Below are 17,575 nucleotides of genomic sequence, written 5' to 3' on the forward strand. Positions count from 1 at the left end.
CTGCGACCGCGCTGCCGGGAGTAATGCTCCGGCGCGCAGGAGGCGCATGATCGCATGAAGCGCGAAGCCGGCCATGGGCGTGCCCAGGCCGGTCGATAGTCGCTGCGGCTGCTGGCGCTGGCCCGGTGGGGCACCGGCGCTGGCCGGGAAAAAGATACGCGTACGCTTAATCGTTACTATCCAAAAACTGCATCCCCGGCAGCCCGCGAGGGCCACCGGGGATGTTTCACTAGGTTAGAAGCGGAAGCTCGTGCTTGCCGAGAAGACGCGGCCGTTCTTGTAGATCGACGTCGGCGCGTCCGGTGTGCTGCTGTACTGGTAATAGGTTTCGTCCAGCAGGTTGGACGCGGACACCGTCAGCGAGATCATCTTGGTGATGTTGTACGAAATCTGCGCATCGAGCTGGCGATAGGCGTCGGTATAGTCCTGCGACTGCTGGCGACCGAAGCGGTAGAAATACTTCGAGCGACGGTTGTAGCTGACGCGCGCCTGGAACGGACCCTTTTCGAAATAGGGCGAGATCGTCACCGTGTTGCGCGACAGGTACGGCAGGCCGGTCGAGGCACCCGGCGTGTCGGCGTCGGCGAAGGTGTAGTTCGCCTGGATGCCGAAGCCCCAGAGCAGGTTGGCGTTGCCCGAGATCGAGAAGCCGGTCACCGATGCCTTGCCGCCGTTGACCGGGCGGGTGAGGAAATATTTCAGCGACTGGCCGGTCGCGGTGTTCGTGATCGGAACGCCGTCCCCATCGGGGCCATTGTCGGCCGAATTGGTGATGTAGTTCGAGATGTCGCGGTAGAAGATTTCACCCGCGAGGAAGCTGCCCGGTGCGAAATACCATTCGGTCGAGAAACCGAAATTGGTCGCCGCATAGGGCTTCAGGTCGGGGTTGCCGCCGCTGCCGCTGCGCGTGCTGTCGACCAGCGTCAGCGAACCGGCGAGATCGCTGTAGCGCGCGCGGGCGATAACCTTCGCGACCGATCCGCGCATCACCACATCCTCGCCCGCCTGGAAGATCAGGTTGGCGGACGGCAGGAAGCGGTTGTCGTCGCTGGTCATCCGCGTCAGAGCGTAGACGTTGTTGCTGCCGATGTAGAAGTTCGACTCGTCCTTGGTATGGACGAAGCGGCCGCCGATATTGCCGCGGAACTTGCCGGCTTCGAAATTGGCCTGGACGTACGCCGCTGCGATCTTTTCCTTCACCAGCCAATAATCGCTCTGCGACAGGCCGCGATCGATCGTGAAGTTGCCGTACTTGGTCAGCGCGGCGATGATCGCGTCCTTGTCGAGCCCGACGAACGGCGTGCCGTTCCCCGACGTGCCCAGGCCGCTGTACAGATCGGCGCTCCGCACGGTGGGGTTCAGATCCGCCACGGTGAAGTTCATGTTGGTGTAGACGGCGTTGGTGTAGGTGGTGTTGCTGTTGGCGTGATCGCTATAGCGGGCACCAAACAGCAGCGCCTTGATCGGACCCCATTCGACGTCGCGCTTGACGTTGAGTTCGCCGAACCACTCCTTGTCGACCGTGAAGCCCGACTGGGTCGGAACGCCACCAATCTGGCGACCGACAAAGGTGCGGCCGTCGGGTGCGGTGATCGTCTCGCCGCCATTGGCGGTATAGTTGCTCAGCCACTTGGTCGCGTCGGTCGCGGGCGACTGCCAGTTGACGATCGTGCTCTGGCCGTTCGCACCGGCAGTGAAGCCCTGCTGCGTGCGGAAATCGAGCAGATACTCGGGATCCTTGCCGCCCGACGCCTTGGTATAGCCGGCGTTGCCGGTGACGGCCCAGCCGTTCGCGTTCCAGTCGAGCAGCATGGCGTAGCTGTCGTTCTTGATGCGCGTGCGGCGATAATAGGTGTCGAGCTGGCCGGTGGAGCCGGTGCCGCTGGTGATGCCCGCGAAGGTGGCCGAATCCACCACACCGGGGCTGCCGTCCTTGCCGGCGACATAGGTCGCGGCGGTCATCCGCGAACCTTCATAGCCATAGGTGTAGATGGAGTTCGAGATATTGTCGTAATTTCCGCGAATGACCATCGCGGTGCCGGTCAGCGTCAGGTTGTCGGCCGGCTTGATCTGGATCGCGCCGTTGAAGCCGATGCGCTCGCGTTCCTGGCGGAAATATTCGCGGGCGAGGAACGAGGCATAGCGCGCGTTGCTGAACGCGGTCTTTTCGGCGTCGGTGAGCGTGTTGATCGCCTTGCCGTTGACGGTTGCGGTCCCGGGCGCGTTTTCGAGCAGCGCGGCACCGGTGCGATACCAATAGGACGCGACGCCGGCGCGGCTCAGCTGTTCCTTGTCATAGTTGGCGCCGAGCAGGATGCCGATCGTGCCGGCGTCGTTGTGCCAGCTGTACAGCGCGGAGCCGCGAATGCTGCCCTTGTCGGCGCGGTCGTTATATTCGTAGCCGCCGGTCGCAGCGATCGTGTTCGGCTTGAGGTCGAGCGGCTTGCGCGTCACGACGTCGACGCTGGCGCCGATCGCGCCTTCCTGAAGCCGTGCCTCGGGGGTCTTGTAGACCACGGCCTGGCTGATGATCGTGGGCGAGAGCAGCGAATAGTTGAAGGTGCGGCTCGAGCGATCCGACGGGTTGCCGCCCCAGTCGGCCGAGGCGACCGAATGGCCATCGATCGTCAGCCGGTTGAGCGCGGGCTCGACGCCGGCGATCGAGAGCTGCTCGCCTTCACCGAACTGGTGGTCGACCGTGACGCCGGGCAGGCGCGACAGCGATTCGGCGATGTTGTTGTCGGGGAACTTGCCGACGTCCTCGGCGCTGATCACGTCGACGATCGAGTCGGCGTTGCGCTTGGCGCGGATCGAGTCCTCGATGCTCTTGCGGATGCCGGTGACGACGATCTCGCTGGAGTCGTCGGCCTGGGTGGAGTCGCTGGACTGCGCGGCGGCCGGCGTGGCGACGAGCAGCAGCGACGATGCCGATGCCAGCAGGGCGAAGCCGCCTGCGGAATGCAGCAGCGATTGACGAAATGCCTTCATATTAACCCCCCTCAGAGTTGACCCGCAGGTCAGTTGGTGCCGCTGGCCTTTTTCAGGCTCTCTGCGGCGTGTATTTTGGTGTTCCCGTCGAGATCGGTGACTGCGAACGTGAAGCCGGGCTGGAGCGCGAAGGCGCCGACCTGGCCGTGATGGTCGATGGCGAGGAAGCCGACCTGGGCATCCTTGACGGCGTCGCCGCGCAGCTTGGCGATGTGGAGCACGGCCTCGCGGCAGGCGGCCTGGGGCGTCATGCCGGCGCGCATCGATCCGACGACGCGCGCGGTGCCGACGATGCGGGTGACTTCCTCGCCCACGCCGGTCGCGGTGGCGGCGCCGACGCCTGCCTCGACAAACAGCCCCGAGCCCGCCTGGGGCGAATCGCCCAGCCGGCCGCGCAGTTTGAACGCCATGCCCGAGGTGGTGCATGCGCCCGCCAGCTGTCCATCGGGGGCGCATGCGACGATGCCGATCGTGTCGTGATCGAGCGCGGACCCGCGCTGGTTCTCGCTATTGGCAATCGGCTGATACTTGGCCGTCTTGAGCCATTCGCGCCACGTCGCCTCGGCCTCGGGCGTCAGCAGCTTGATCGGCTTGAACCCCTGTTCCAGCGCGAACTGGTGCGCACCTTCGCCGACCAGCATCGTGTGCGGCGTCTTTTCCATCACGCGGCGCGCGATCGAAATGGGGTGCATGAAATCTTCGAGGAAGCCGACCGCGCCGACATTGCCGCGATCGTCCATGATGATCGCGTCGAGCGTGACATGGCCGTCGCGATCGGGATAGCCGCCATAGCCGACCGAGTGGTTGCTCGCGTCCGCCTCGGGCACCTTTGCCCCGGCCTCGACGGCGTCGATCAGGTTGTGGGTGGCTTTCCACTGGGCATAGGCGGCGGCATTGGCCGCAGCGCCGAAATCCCAGGTCGAGACGATGAGCGCCCGCTGGCGCGGCTGTGCGAAAACAGGTGCGGATGCAGTGACGGCAGCTCCGCCAAGCCCCAGCGCCATTGCCCCCCGGCGAGACGTCTTCATCAACGCAACCCCCACATATTACCCCGTTTCTTCGGCGGGGTATGGGCATCCAGCGGGCGTCATGGAAACGTCCGTGGAGCGCAATGAAGTTGTCATAGGTGTCAGATCAATTCAATACCAAAAAGCGCTTTGGTGTTATGTTATCGCGCAGATCGGGGCGCGCACGAAACAATTGTTTGCGGCTGCGGTTTTCGCGCAACACTATATCGATAAACCTGTTGCGGTGCGTTATAAATCAGACAGTTATGGCGACGAACCCCGGGGTCCGCCGCCATCCTGGTCGTGCTGCAGTTGCGAATTAGCGCTTCGCGATGAACCCGCCCACGCCTGCGATAGCCAGCCGGGCCGCGGGTACCGCGGTCTCGGCAAAGGTTATCCGCAGGTATCTAGCGCGGCGGGGCGCCGGGAACGCGATTCGCTGAGTTGAGAGCGCATAGGCGATGTTCGAGAACTCGCCACGCACCGCCGGTTCCCAATTGGTCCCATCAATGCTGGTCTCGGCGACATAGCCGCGCGGCGGGGCCGCATTGGTCATCACCTGGCGCGACGGCGTGAGGCTGAACCCGGCGAGCGGCGTGTCTGCGCCCAGGTCGAGCGTCACCTGCGCCGGGGCACCCGGCTTGGGGCTGGGCAGGATCCAGATCGTGCCGGCGTCATTGTCGAGCAGCTTCTCCGCACCCGGCGCGCTGGCGTTCACCACTTTCCACTGCGTCACGTCGAGCACGCTGGGATCGGTCGAGACGATTGCCGGCACCGGCACCGGGGCGACCGACTGGAACAGCGCGAATTCGCTGATCGCGGGGGCGACCGGCGCCTCCAGGATGCGCAGCCGCACGCGGCGCGGGGCGATCGAGTCGGGCAGGCGCAGGATGCGCTGGGCCGAGATGCACTGATGCTCGCCCAGCGTCTTCCACACGCCGTTGACCTCCGCATCGACGGCGAAGCGCGTCACGCGCACGCCCAGCGGCAGATATTCGCGCAGCCGGATCACGTCGAAGCGCGTGCCGGGCGTGAGGTCCAGCGTCAGCGTCGGCGTGGTCACGCCGTCGGGGGTGCTCCAATAGGTCTCGCGGTTGCCGTCGAGCACGCGGTCGGCGCCGAAGCCGGGGCCGCGCGTGGCGCTGGCATGGGCGATCGCGCCCTGCGCCCAGTCGTGCGCGAAGGTGGCGCGGATCGCGTCGCCGAACGATTTCAGGATCTTCACGTCCTGATCGGGAATCCGGCCGCGGCGATCGGGCGGGATGTTGAGGTTCATATTGGTGCCGCGCGCGACCGATTCGTCATAGAACTGGATCAGCCGCTCGGGGCTCTTCACCCGCGAATCCTCGTCCGAATGATAGAACCAGCCCGGGCGGATCGAGGTGTTGGTTTCCGCCGGCCACCACAGCGCGCCGCCGCGCACCCCCGAATTGCCTTCGCTCTGGACATAGGGGTGGTTGGGCATGGTGGGCCAGCACGGATCGCCCGCGACGCCGTCTTCATTGCCCACCCAGCGGATGTCCGATCCCAGCGGGTCGAAGGTGCAGGCATCGGGCTGGAGCTTGTGCACCAGCGCGACGATCGAGGGCCAGTTGTAGTAGGCCGGGGCATCGATGCTGCGCGTCTCGCGCGCGCCGCCATAATAGCCGTCGCCGCCGTTCGCGCCATCGAACCATACTTCGAACAGGCGGCCGTAATTGGTGCACAAATCGGTCAGCTGGGCGCGGTAATAGTCGATATAGGCGGGGCGGCCATAGTCCGCATGGTTGCGGTCCCAGGGCGAGAGATAGATCGCGAAGGGCATGTTGGCGCGCGCGCAGGCATCGGCGAATTCGCGGACGATGTCGCCCTTGCCGTTCTTGTACGGGCTGTTGCGGATGCAATGCTCGGTGAGCGGGCTGGGCCACAGGCAGAAGCCGTCATGGTGCTTCGCGGTCAGGATGATCCCGCGCAGCCCGCCCAGCTTGGCGGCGCCGACGATCTGGTCGGCGTCGAAATCGGTGGGGTTGAACGTTTTGGGGTCTTCGTCGCCATAGCCCCATTCCTTGTCGGTGAAGGTATTCATGGCGAAATGGACAAAGGCGTATTGCTCGCGCTGGTGCCATTTCCACTGGCGCGCGCTGGGCACCGCGCCATAGGGCGCCGGCGCCTTGACGGCGGCAAAGGCAGGCACGGCGGGCAGGGTAGAGGCGATCGCGCCGGTGGCGAGCAGGGTGCGGCGAGTAATCTGGGTCATCAAGGGGCTCCGGATCAGGCGGGCGTGTGGCCGTTGGACGGCGGCCGGTCGGCAGGCGCGCGGCCAAAGGCGGGGTTGGGGGTGGCCGACATGGCGAAGCGCAGCGTGCCGCCCTTTGCCAGCTCGGCATGGGAAATCCAGCTGCGGGTCCAGGGGCGGCCGTTCCAGATGACGGCAGTGACATAGGGCGTGTCGGCACGGTTGCCGGGGGCCTCGATCACCAGCGTCCGGTCGCCGATCCGCACCTGCGCACGCTCGAACAGCGGCGAGCCGAACACATAGGCCGCCTCGACCGGATCGACCGGATAGAAGCCGAGCGCGGAGAAGACGAACCACGCGCTCATCTGGCCGCAATCGTCGTTGCCGATGATGCCGTCGGGGTCGTTCCGGTACATCTCGGTGCACAGGCGGCGCACCATCGCCTGCGTCTTCCACGGTGCGCCGACATAGGCATAGAGATAGGGGGCGTGCTGGTCGGGCTCGTTGCCGTGCGCATATTGGCCGACCAGCCCCGAAATGTCGGGCGCCGCGTTGGCCGGCAGCGTCGAGGGCGCGTTGAACAGCGAATCGAGCCGCGCCTCGAACCGGGCATCGCCGCCCATATGCGCGATCAGGCCATAGACGTCGTGCTGGTGCAGGAACGTCGCCTGCCAGCCATTCGCCTCGGTATAGTCGCGCCAGTCGGGCTTGGGCATATGGCCGAACTGGACGGGGTCATAGGGCGTCCACCAGCTGCCATCGGCAAAGCGCGGGCGGGCAAAGCCGATGCGACCGTCGATGACGTTGCGCCAGTTGCCCGCGCGCTTTTCCAGCCGCGCCGCGTCGCCGCTCTCGCCGATCGCGCGGGCAAGGCGCGCGGAGGCGGCGTCGTCATAGGCATATTCCTGCGTCCGGCTGACGCTTTCGGCCACCTTGTCGGCGGGGATATAGCCGAGCCGGTCGTACAGGTCGCGGCCCAGGCTGTTCACCTTGTCGGGTGCCGTGAAGTCGAAGCTGCGGCGCCGGATCGCGGGCCAGGCGGCGGCATAGTCGGCCTTGATTCCCTTGGCCTGCGCCTCGGCCAGCGGGACGACGCCGTGCCAGCCGATCATCGTGCCGGTTTCCTTGCCCTGGAGTGGCCAGACGAGAGGGCCGAAGGGCGATTGCGCGGTCTGGCGGATCAGGTCGTCGACCAGCTGCTTGGTGTGCGCGGGCTGGATCAGCGTCAGCAGGGGGTGGAGCGCGCGATAGGTGTCCCACAGCGAATAGGTGCTGAATGCCGCGCCGCCCGCCGGGGCGATGTGGGTCTTGCCGTCGAGCCCCGGATAGCGGCCATCGGTGTCGGACAGCAGCGTCGGCGCGAGCTGGGCATGGTAGAGCGCAGTGGACAGGATCGTGCGCTGGTCGGGCGTGCCGCCTTCGACCTGGACGGTGCCGAGCGCCTTTTGCCATTGGGCTCCGGCGGCGCTGCGCACGCGATCGAAATTCCAGTGCCGCGCCTCCGCCGCCAGATTGGCGCGCGCGCCGGCGGCATCCACGGCGGAAATGCCGCAGCGGATCAGCAGCGGTGCGGCGCCGGCATCGTCATAGTGGAGCACGGCCTTGAGCCGCTTGCCCGCGACCTTGCGCGTGCCCGCCGTCTGTTCGGCATCGTCGTCGCCGTAGAAGGTCACGCGATCGGGCGCGCGCGAGAATTGCATCGCGAAGAAGATGCGCCGCCCCTTGGCCCAGCGGAAGGTGCGGCGGGTGCCGGTGAGCGTGCCGTCCGCCGCCAGTTCGAGCAGCGCTTCGTCGATCAGCGGGGGCGAACCGGGCTTTTCGAGCACGAGGTGCGACAGGTCGATCAGCACATGCCCCTTGCCCGCCGGGAAGCGATAGCGGTGCCAGCCGGTGCGTTCGGTCGCGGTCAGCTCGGCCTGGACGCCGCTTTCCAGCGTGACGCGGTAATAGCCGGGCTCGGCCTGTTCGCCGGTGAAGCGCTGGCGATAGCCGGCCGCGGGATCTTCGGCGGAGCCGGGGAGCAGCTGGACGGGGCCGGTGGTGGGGACGACCAGCACATCCAGCATGTCGCCGATGCCGGTGCCCGACAGATGCGTGTGCGAAAAGCCCAGGATCGACGTGTCGTCGCGGTGATAGCCCGAACAGGTCTCCCACCGCTCGACGCCGGTGTCGGGACTCAGCTGGACCATCCCGAACGGCAGCGTCGCGCCGGGATAGGTATGGCCGGTGCCGCCGGTGCCGATGAACAAATTGGCCGGGGTCTGCCCGGCCCGGGCGCGCGCGGCGGCGGGCAAAGCGGCGACGGCGAGGCCGACTGCGCTGGTCGCAAGAAGCTGGCGGCGGGTGGGGTTCATAGCGCTTCCGACAATATGCGGGGCCGGGTGTCGGCCAGATGTACGATCAGCTCGCCGAACAGGCCGTTGGCCCAGGCGAACCAGTCGCGCGTGAACTTGGCCGGATCGTCGTGGTCGACCGCTTCGTGGATGAAGCCGGTGCCGCCATCGCTGTCGCGCACCATGCGCAGGCACTGGCGGATCGTCGCGTCGTCGCTGGAGGACAGCGCGCGCATCACCAGCGACATCGGCCAGACCTGGCCGAGCCCGACATGGGGCCCGCCAATCCCCTCGACCGCGCGGCCGCGCGACCAATAGGGGTTCACGTCGCTCCACGCCGCATCGGCGGTGCGGCGCCAAAGCGGGTTGGCGGGATGGACACAGCCGAGATAGGCGAGGCTCGACAGCGACGGCACATTGGCATCGTCCATGAAGATCGCGTTGCCGAAGCCATCGACTTCATAGGCCATGACTTCGCGCCCATCGCGCAGCCGCATCGTCCCATAGTCTATGAGCGCGGCGGCGACTTCGTCGGCCAGCGCCGTCGCGTCGTTCGCCAGCGCCGCGTCCTGCCGCGCCGCATTGGCCACCACCGCCAGCTCGTTCAGTGCCGTGACTGCGAAATAATTGGCGGGGATGAGGAAGGGATAGACACAGGCGTCGTCGGAGGGGCGGAAGCCGCAATGGATCAGCCCGACCGGACGACTGGGCGCGCCATAGCCGTCGAGCATCAGCGTCTCGGTCGGCCGGTTGCTGGCGCGCAGGAAGCGATAGGGGCCCTTGCCGGTCTTGCGCTGCTGTTCGCGGAAGGTGGCGATGCTCAGCCGCGCCGCCTCGGCCCAGCGCGCGTCGAAGGGGGCGGCGTCGCCGGTCGCCTGCCAGTATCCGTGCGCGAGGCGCATCGGATAGCACAGCGAATCGATTTCCCATTTCCGCTCCGCCACGCCGGGCAGCATCCTGGTCTCGTCCTTCAGCGCCCAGCTGAGTTCGGTGCGCGCGGTCGGGTCTTCGAGGAAGGCGTTGGCATAGGGGTCGATCAGGATGCAGCGGCTCTGGCGCGCGATCAGCCCGCGGAACAGCGTGCGCAGCGCGGGGTCCTGCTTCGCCAGGTGCAGATAGGGCTTCACCTGCGCGGAGCTGTCGCGCAGCCATAGCGCGTTGATGTCGCCGGTGATGACGAAGGCGTCGGGGGCGCCGTCGACCGTGCCCATCTTTACCGTGGTGTCGAGCGTGTTCGGATAGCAATTGCCGAACATCCAGCGCAGCTTGGGGTCGGCGATCTGCTTCGACACGCGGGCGATCTCGCGCTCCACGGCCTTGCTGACGAAGCGGCGATCGCCGGGCGCCGGGCGGCGGCTGGCGACGGGGGGGGCCGCTTGCGCAAAGGCAGGGGTGGCGGCGAGCGCTAGCCCTGCGCCGATCAGGGTGCGGCGATCCATCATTTGGGCAGCTCCTGTGCGGCGCCGGTCAGGGTGAAGTCGGTCCATTTGCCTGCGCCGTCGCCGGGCTGGCCGCCGCCGATCCACAGGCGATAGACGCCGGGCTGTACGCTGCGGGTGCCGTCGCGGGCGACCGTGCCGAGGCTGCGCGAATCGAGCGTGAAGCGCACCGTTGCGCGCTTGCCGGGCTTCAGTGCGAGGCGGCGGAAGCCGACCAGTTCGCGCTGGAGCACCGGCGTGGTGAAGCCCACGCCCTTGGCGGCGGGCGGCACCAGATAGGCCTGCACCACTTCCTCGCCCGCGCGCTTGCCGGTGTTGGCGACTTCCACGCTTACCGTCACCGGCGCGGTGGTCGTGCTGGCGCTGGTGGACGCGCGGTTATAGCCGAAGCTGGTATAGCTCAGCCCATGGCCGAAGCCCCACAGGGGCGTGCCGGTGAAGTAGCGATAGGTGCGCTCCTTCATCCCGTAATCGATGAATGCCGGTAGGTCCGAGACGGCCTTGTAGAACGTGACGGGCAGGCGACCCGAGGGGTTGTTGAGCCCCGCCAACGTTTCGGCGATCGCAGTGCCGCCGGCCTCTCCCGGATACCATGCGGCGAGGATCGCATCGGCCATCGCCGGATCCACCGCCACCGCGCTGCCGCTTGTCAGCACCAGCACAACCGGCTTGCCCGTATCGCGCAGCGCCCGAAGCAGGCGCTGCTGGGCAAGCGGCAGCGCTATATCCGTTCGGTCACCGCCCACGAATCCGGGCACGCTCACCTGCAACGCTTCGCCCTCCAGATCGGGCGAGAGGCCGAGCACGGCCACCACCACATCGGAGTTGCGGGCCGCCGTCACTGCTTGCGTCAGCAGCGGTTCGGCAGGGGGGAGCCACAGCAGCCTGATGCCTTCGTCCTGGCCCTTGTGATCAAGCTCGAGACGGATGGCGTGGCGATTGCCGTCGCTGGTGAGTTCAAATTCGACGCGGCCCTTGCCGAGCACGCCGTCGTGAAGGGGCTTGCCGTCGATCCACAGCCGCACGGAATCGTGCGCGGTGCAATCCTTCCAGCAGGCCGGAATGTCGATCGCCAGCGTGTAGGTGCCGGCGCCGGGGGGCACGATCTCGCCCGACCAGCGCACGCCGAAATTGCGGGCGTCGAGCTGCGGCAGCGGGGCCACGCGGGTATAGTTGAAATCGATGCGCGCATCCTGGCGCGTGGCGACGGGGGTGCCACCGACCCGGCCGGCGAAATATTCGGCCTTGAGCCCCGGCCTGCCATCGGCAGCCAGCGCGGTCTCCGGCAGTACCACAGGAGCGCCATCGGCCAGCACCGAGCCCTGGGCATAGACGACATTGGCTGCGCCGAACTGGCGGCGGATGCCCGCCAGCGGGGTGACCGGATCGACGGCGGTGCCGTGGTAATTGGCCTCCAGCACGTTCAGGTCATCGGCATCGGCGCCGATCACGGCGATGCGGCTGCCGGCCTTGAGCGGCAGGCGATCGGCATCGTTCTTGAGCAGGACGATTGCCTTGCGCGCGGCCTCGAGCGCCAGCGCGCGGTGTTCGGGCGTGCCGACCGCGCTCGGCGCGATGCGGTTCCACGGGCTGTCGCCGCCGAACAGCGTGCCCAGCGCATAGCGGGCCGAGAGCGCGCGGGTCAGCGCGGTGTCGATCTCCGCCTCGGTCACCAGCCCGCGTGCCACTGCCTGGGGCAGCGCCGCATAGGCAGTGCCGCAGTTGAGGTCGTTGCCGCCGCGTATCGCCGCCGCCGCCGCGCTCGCGCCGTCGAGGCGATAATGGTGGAAGGCATGGATGTTCGACACCGCGTCGCAATCGGACACCGTGAACCCCTTGAACCCCCAATCGGTGCGCAGCCGGTCGATCATCAGCGACGGCAGCGCACAGACCGGCGTGCCGTGGATCGAATTATACGCGCACATCACCGATCGCGCCTGCCCCTCGGTCACGGCCAACCGGAAGGCAGGGAGATAGGTCGCCTCCAGATCCTGCGGGCTGGGATCGACATCGAACCCGTCGCGCCCCGCCTCGGGCCCGCTGTGCACGGCGAAGTGCTTGGGCGTGGCGATGACCTTGGGATATTTGGGGTCGGGGCCCTGGAGCCCCTGGATGAAGGCAACGCCGAGGCGCCCGGTCAGATACGGGTCCTCGCCATAGGTTTCCTGCCCCCGGCCCCAGCGCGGATCGCGGAAGATGTTGATGTTGGGCGACCAGATCGTCAGCCCTTCATAGATCCGCCGGTCCGCGCCGATCGGGCGCGCGTTGAACTTGGCGCGCGCTTCAGTGGCGACGACGTCGCCGACCTTTTTCAGCAGGTCCACGTCCCAGGTCGCGGCCATGCCTATCGCCTGCGGGAACACGGTGGCATGGCCGTTGCGCGCCAGCCCGTGCAGCCCTTCGTTCCACCAGTCATAGGCGGGGATGCCCGCTTCCTTGTCGGCGGGGGCGGTGCTTTGCAGCTGGGCGGCCTTTTCCGCGAGCGTCATCGTGGCGATCGCCTTTGCCACGGCATCGGGATCGGGCGCCGGGGCGGCAGTGGCGAGGAGAAGAAAAGGAATCATTGCTGCGGTCCCAGGGTACGGAGCGTGAGGGCGCGGCGGAGCGCGGCGGGGCTGGCGTCGGAGCGGATGTCGAGCGTGACGCTCTCACCCGGTAGCAGGTCGAACCCGTCGTCGCTCGGCTGTGCGGCGATAGCGCCGAAATCGAGCATCACGGCGCGGGCAAGCGCCGACGCAGTGATCGTCACGCGATTGCCGTCCCAGCGCGCGGACAGGCCGGGCGCGGGATAGGCCATGTCCTTGGGCAGCGCACGCTCGACGATGCTGCGCGACACGCTGCGCCCGTCGACCAGCAGTTCGGCGACCGCGTAGCTGGCATTGGCGGGGGCACCGGCGAACAGGTCGGCGTCAGAGAAGCGCGCAATGTCCTGGGCGGAGAGCGGGGCCAGCGTCACCTTGGTTTCGTGCGTGCTGAGCGGTTTGCCCGCCATGTCGAACGCGCGGATGCGCAGTTCGCCGACGATCGGCGTGGTCGCATCCGACACCAGCGCGACTCGGGTGGCGCTGTCCTTATACTCGGTCACCACGGCCTGCGGCGCGAAGAAACGGCGTGCAGCATAGTGCAGCAATTTCCACTGCCCGTGATAGTCGATGCTGGCCCAGGAAATCGCCGGCCAGGTATCGTTGATCTGCCAGAACAGCGAGCCCATCGTCGTCGGACGGCACGAGCGGTGGTGGCGCGCGGCCATGTCGATCGCCAGCGCCTGGTTCACCTGCGTCAGATAGACGAGGTCGGCGAAATCCTTTGCCGGGCGCAGCCGCTGGTCGAGATACAGCTTCAGCCGCTCATTGCCCTCGCCCGCCAGGAACCGCTGGTGCGCCTTGAGCACCGGGCTGTCGAGCGCGAGCGGGCCGTTGCCGGCAAAGCCGCGGATCGTGGACAGGTCCGGCATCCCCTGGAAGCCATATTCGGACATGAAGCGCGGGCACGAATCGAGATAGCGCTCGACCGGCTTGGACCCGGACCAGACATCCCAGAAATGGCGATCGCCATCCTTGTCCGTGTCGGTGGGGCCTTCATAATCGGTCGAGGGCGAGCCCGGCCAATAGGGCAGGCCCGGCGCGCGCGTGAGCACCGCGTCGCGCAGCACGCGATCGAACAGCACGGCCATGCCGACGCCGATCCGCTCCTGCTCGTCCGCGCCGACGCGCTTCTTGAACGCCTTGCGATCGGACCAGTTTTCCCAGCCCGACAGGACTTCGTTGTTGCCCGCCCAGAGGACGACCGAGGGGTGCGGCTGGAGCCGTTCGACCTGTTCCTCGGCCTCGATCCGGACATTCTCGCGGAACGCTGCGTCGGGCGGGGTGACCGCGCCGCCGAACATGAAGTCCTGCCACACCATCACGCCGAGCTTGTCGGCGATCTCGTAAAAGGCGTCGTCCAGATAATAGCCGCCGCCCCAGACGCGGATCATGTTCATGTTCGCGTCGCGCGCGCTTTGCAGGATGTCCTGCATCTGCGCGCGGGGGACGCGCGAGGGGAAATTGTCGAACGGAATCAGGTTCGCGCCCTTGGCGAAAATGGGCACGCCGTTGATCTTGAATCCGAAGCTGCCGTCCTTGCGCAGCAGCTCGACGGTGCGCAGGCCGATCTGGTGCCGGACGCTGTCCGCCGTGCCGCCGGCATCGGCCAGCTCGCCCGTCACGCCGTACATCGGCTGCGCGCCATAGCCGACCGGCCACCAGCGCTGCGGCGAGGCGACGGTGAGCGGCACGCTGACCTCGTTCACGCCCGCCGCGACGCGCACGGTGCGCGCCACCGTCTGCGGCGTGCCGTCGGGCGCGGTGATCGTGGTGCGCAGCGTCAGCTGGGCATCGCCGCCCGCGACGATGCGATAGCGCGCGACGAGCCGCGCCTCGGCGTTGTTCAGCGCTTCCTGGTCGACGCGGAAGCCATCGATTCGGGCCTCGTCCCATGCTTCCAGCCGGACCGGGCGCCACAGGCCGATATTGACCGTGCGCGGGCCCCAGTCCCAGCTGTAATGGTATTTCGGCTTGCGGATATAGGGCGACGTCTGCTTGCCCTTGGGCTCGTCGCCGAACGCGGAATCATATTCGCCGGGCAGCGGGTTCGCCTCGGCCAGCACCATCGGCTGGAGCGTGCGGATCGGCGAGGCGATCGTGACGAGCAGTTCGTTGCGCCCGACCTTCAGCGCGGCCTTCGCATCCACGCGCCAGCGGCGATGGGCGTTGGCGGTGGTCAACAGCACCTTGCCATTGACCGACACGGTGGCGAAGGTGTCGAGCCCGTCGAACACCAGCTCGACATGGTCGCGCGCCAGCATTGCCGGAGTCACGTCGATCACGCGGCGGAACTGCCAGTTGGTCAGGCCGGCCCACTGGATCGCGGCTTCGTTCATCCCCTGATACGGATCGGGCACGCGCTTGGCGGCCATCAGGTCCTGCTGGACGCTGCCGGGAACGCGCGCGGGGAACCAGGCCGTTTCCTTCGGGTGCGCCTTTGCCGCGTCGCCATCGGCGGGGTCGATCCGCACCTGCCACGCGCCGTCCAGCGACACGGTTTCGCGCGGGTCGGCCCAGGCGGCGGTGCCGGCGAGGAGCAGCGGCAGCAATGCCAGCGCGCGGGCCTTCACTTGCCGACCTCCGTCAGCGTTACGCGCTCGACGGCGTAGAAGGGGTCCGAAAGCGGCGATGTGAATGTGAAGCAAAGGTCCTCGTCTCCTGCGAGCTGGGGCAGCGTTCCGTTCAACCGGAACTGCTGCGGGGCGGTGGCGGGGTCGGGCAGCGGGAAGCTGGCGACCACGATCGGCTTGGCGGCGGGGGTGGTGCAGCGGGCCGTGACGATCAGCTCGCCATGGGCGGTCACGTTATAGTGCTGGCGGACCGCGCCATAGTCGTGTGCCAGCGCCCAGTTGCGGGGCAGGCGGGCGACGTCGACCGTGAAGCCGGTGGCGATGTCGAGCGGCGCGGCCTTGTAGATGCTGCACGTGTTGAAGATGTTGACGTTGAACGCCGGGCCGTTGGCGGTCGCATCGGCATTGAGCGGGATGCGCAGCATCAGCGGCTTGCCCTCGGGACAGGGCGCCAGTTCCGACGTTGTGCGGGTGAGCAATGCGGCGCGGCTGGTGTCGAACCGGCGCGGGGCGGCGATGGCAATTCCGGCGGAGTCGAACGCGGCGGCGGTGACGATGGTGCCGGGCTTGAGCGCCAGCGGTGCCTTGTACGCCATCGACCTGGCGGTCGGCGTCTTGCCGTCCAGCGTGTAGCGGATCGTGCCGACGTTCGCCTGGGTCGCCAGCGCGACCGGCACCTTGCTGGCGCGCAGCGCAGCGCCCGCGCCGCCCTGGACCTGATAGCCCACGGCAAAGGCGCTGTCGGCGACTTCGATGCCCGAGCGGCGCCAGCGCGCGATCTGGGGCTGGAGGCGTGTGACGAAGCCGGCAAAGTCGCGCTTGTCCTTCGCGGTCCAGGTCATTTCCGCAACGGCCGCCGCGCGCGGGAACAGCGCGTGCTGCACCTGATAGGGGGTGACGAGATACTCGCTCCACGCATTGCCCTGTGCACCCAGCACATGGTGCGCCTTGTCCGCGGCGATCCCGGCGGGCATCGGCTCATAGCCATAGACCGTGGCGAGCGACTGGACTGCGAGGCGCCCCGGCGGCTCGTCGCCGCGGTCGCTCTGGAGATTGTCGAGATACAGGATCGGGGCGGGGGAGAGCACCACGTCATGCCCCTTGTTCGCGGCTTCGACCGCGCCCTTTTCCCCGCGCCACGACATGACCGATGCCGAGGCGGGGACGCCGCCCTCCAGGATTTCGTCCCAGCCGATCAGGCGGCGGCCATGCTGCTCCAGATAGGCGCCGAACTGGTCGATCATCCAGCTTTGCAGTGCGTTCTCGGTCTTGATGCCCAGTGCCTGCATCTGTGCCTGCACCTGCGGCGAGCGCTCCCACTGGTCCTTGACCGCCTCGTCACCGCCCAGGTGGATATAGGTGCCGGGGAACACCGCCATCAGCTCGTCGAGGACTTCCCTGACGAAGGCGATGCCCTGCGGGCCGGGATTGAACAGATAGGGCGCGACGCCCCACTGGTTCGACACCGCCGGCTGGTCGCCGAGCACGCCGAGTTCGGGATAGGCGGCGACCAGCGCGGTGGCGTGGCCGGGCAAGTCGATTTCGGGGACGATCGTCACGCCGCGCGCGGCGGCATAGGCGACCAGGCCCTTCAGCTGCTCCTGCGTATAGAAACCGCCATGCTTCGGACCCGGCGCGCCGCCGGTCGAGGGCGGGGTGCGCCACGCGCCGATATCGGTGAGCTTGGGGTAGCGTTTCACTTCGAAGCGCCAGCCCTGATCGTCGGTCAGGTGCAGGTGCAGCGTGTTGAGCTTCACCGACGCCATCTGGTCGACGATGGCCTGGAGCGTTTCGATGGGCAGGAAATGGCGCGCGGGATCGACCAGCAGCCCGCGCCAGGCGAAGCGCGGCGCGTCCTCGATCGTCTGGGCGGCGAGCTTCACCGGCTTGCCGAACCCATGGTCGGGGCTGAGCAGCTGCGCCAGCGTCATTGCGCCGTACAACAGCCCCCGGTCGCCCGATGCGGCGATACGCACGCCCCTGGCGTCGACTGTCAGGCGATAGGCCTCGTCGCCCCGGATTGCGGCGTCGCGCACCAGCCGGATCGCGCCGGCGCCTTCGGCCGGGGCCAGCGTGATGCCGCGCTCGGTGCGGACATGCGCGGCGAGCAGCCGGGCAGCCGCCGCAGCGCCTGCATCCCCGGCGGGGATGCCGATCGCGGCGCCGTTCGCAACGGTGAAGCTGCCGCTGCCGGGCACGACCGAGGCGGGCAGCGGCGTGAGCGGCGGCGTGCCGGCACCCTGCGCCAACGCAGCGGTGCTCGACAGCAGCGCGGCCCAGCAGAGATGCCGTATCCGTCCAGCTTTGAAACCGATCATCCGCTGCCTCCCGCTCCGCGCCGCATGTTACGGCAGCAGGGATGTAACCAATATAAGTCCTTCGGCACAATAGCTGCGTTGCGCTTTCCGCTTTCGGCGCAAGCATCTTGCGGTTTCCCG

Annotated in this window: 8 protein-coding genes; all 8 read right to left on the minus strand. The window is 67.6% G+C overall.

All coding sequences use genetic code 11. From position 1 onward, the window contains the following. Positions 1-234: 234 nt before the first annotated feature. A complete protein-coding gene (locus ACG3SL_RS20265) occupies positions 235-2,988 on the minus strand; it encodes a TonB-dependent receptor (RefSeq protein WP_448662945.1) in 2,754 nt (917 codons plus the stop codon). Between the two features lie 29 nt (positions 2,989-3,017). After that, complete coding sequence (locus tag ACG3SL_RS20270; RefSeq protein WP_448662946.1) at positions 3,018-4,016, minus strand: N(4)-(beta-N-acetylglucosaminyl)-L-asparaginase; 999 nt, start codon at positions 4,014-4,016, stop codon at positions 3,018-3,020. A gap of 298 nt (positions 4,017-4,314) precedes the next feature. After that, a complete protein-coding gene (locus ACG3SL_RS20275) occupies positions 4,315-6,231 on the minus strand; it encodes an alpha-L-fucosidase (RefSeq protein WP_448662947.1) in 1,917 nt (638 codons plus the stop codon). Between the two features lie 14 nt (positions 6,232-6,245). Then, positions 6,246-8,564 (minus strand): GH92 family glycosyl hydrolase, encoded by a 2,319-nt coding sequence (locus ACG3SL_RS20280; RefSeq protein ID WP_448662948.1) that lies wholly within the window; start codon positions 8,562-8,564, stop codon positions 6,246-6,248. Beyond that, positions 8,561-9,985 carry a glycoside hydrolase family 125 protein gene (locus ACG3SL_RS20285; protein WP_448662949.1) on the minus strand — a complete coding sequence of 475 codons (1,425 nt, stop codon included), beginning with the start codon at positions 9,983-9,985 and terminating at the stop codon, positions 8,561-8,563. The genes ACG3SL_RS20280 and ACG3SL_RS20285 overlap by 4 nt, the downstream gene beginning before the upstream one ends. After that, entirely contained in the window at positions 9,982-12,546 is a 2,565-nt protein-coding gene (locus ACG3SL_RS20290) for a glycoside hydrolase family 3 C-terminal domain-containing protein (RefSeq protein ID WP_448662950.1), read from the minus strand. Before ACG3SL_RS20290 ends, ACG3SL_RS20285 begins: the two co-directional genes overlap by 4 nt. Further along, positions 12,543-15,137 carry a beta-mannosidase gene (locus ACG3SL_RS20295; RefSeq protein ID WP_448662951.1) on the minus strand — a complete coding sequence of 865 codons (2,595 nt, stop codon included), beginning with the start codon at positions 15,135-15,137 and terminating at the stop codon, positions 12,543-12,545. Before ACG3SL_RS20295 ends, ACG3SL_RS20290 begins: the two co-directional genes overlap by 4 nt. Further along, positions 15,134-17,455 carry a beta-N-acetylhexosaminidase gene (locus tag ACG3SL_RS20300; RefSeq protein WP_448662952.1) on the minus strand — a complete coding sequence of 774 codons (2,322 nt, stop codon included), beginning with the start codon at positions 17,453-17,455 and terminating at the stop codon, positions 15,134-15,136. The genes ACG3SL_RS20295 and ACG3SL_RS20300 overlap by 4 nt, the downstream gene beginning before the upstream one ends. Positions 17,456-17,575 lie beyond the last annotated feature (120 nt).

The sequence above is a fragment of the Sphingomonas degradans genome (genome assembly GCF_053502645.1).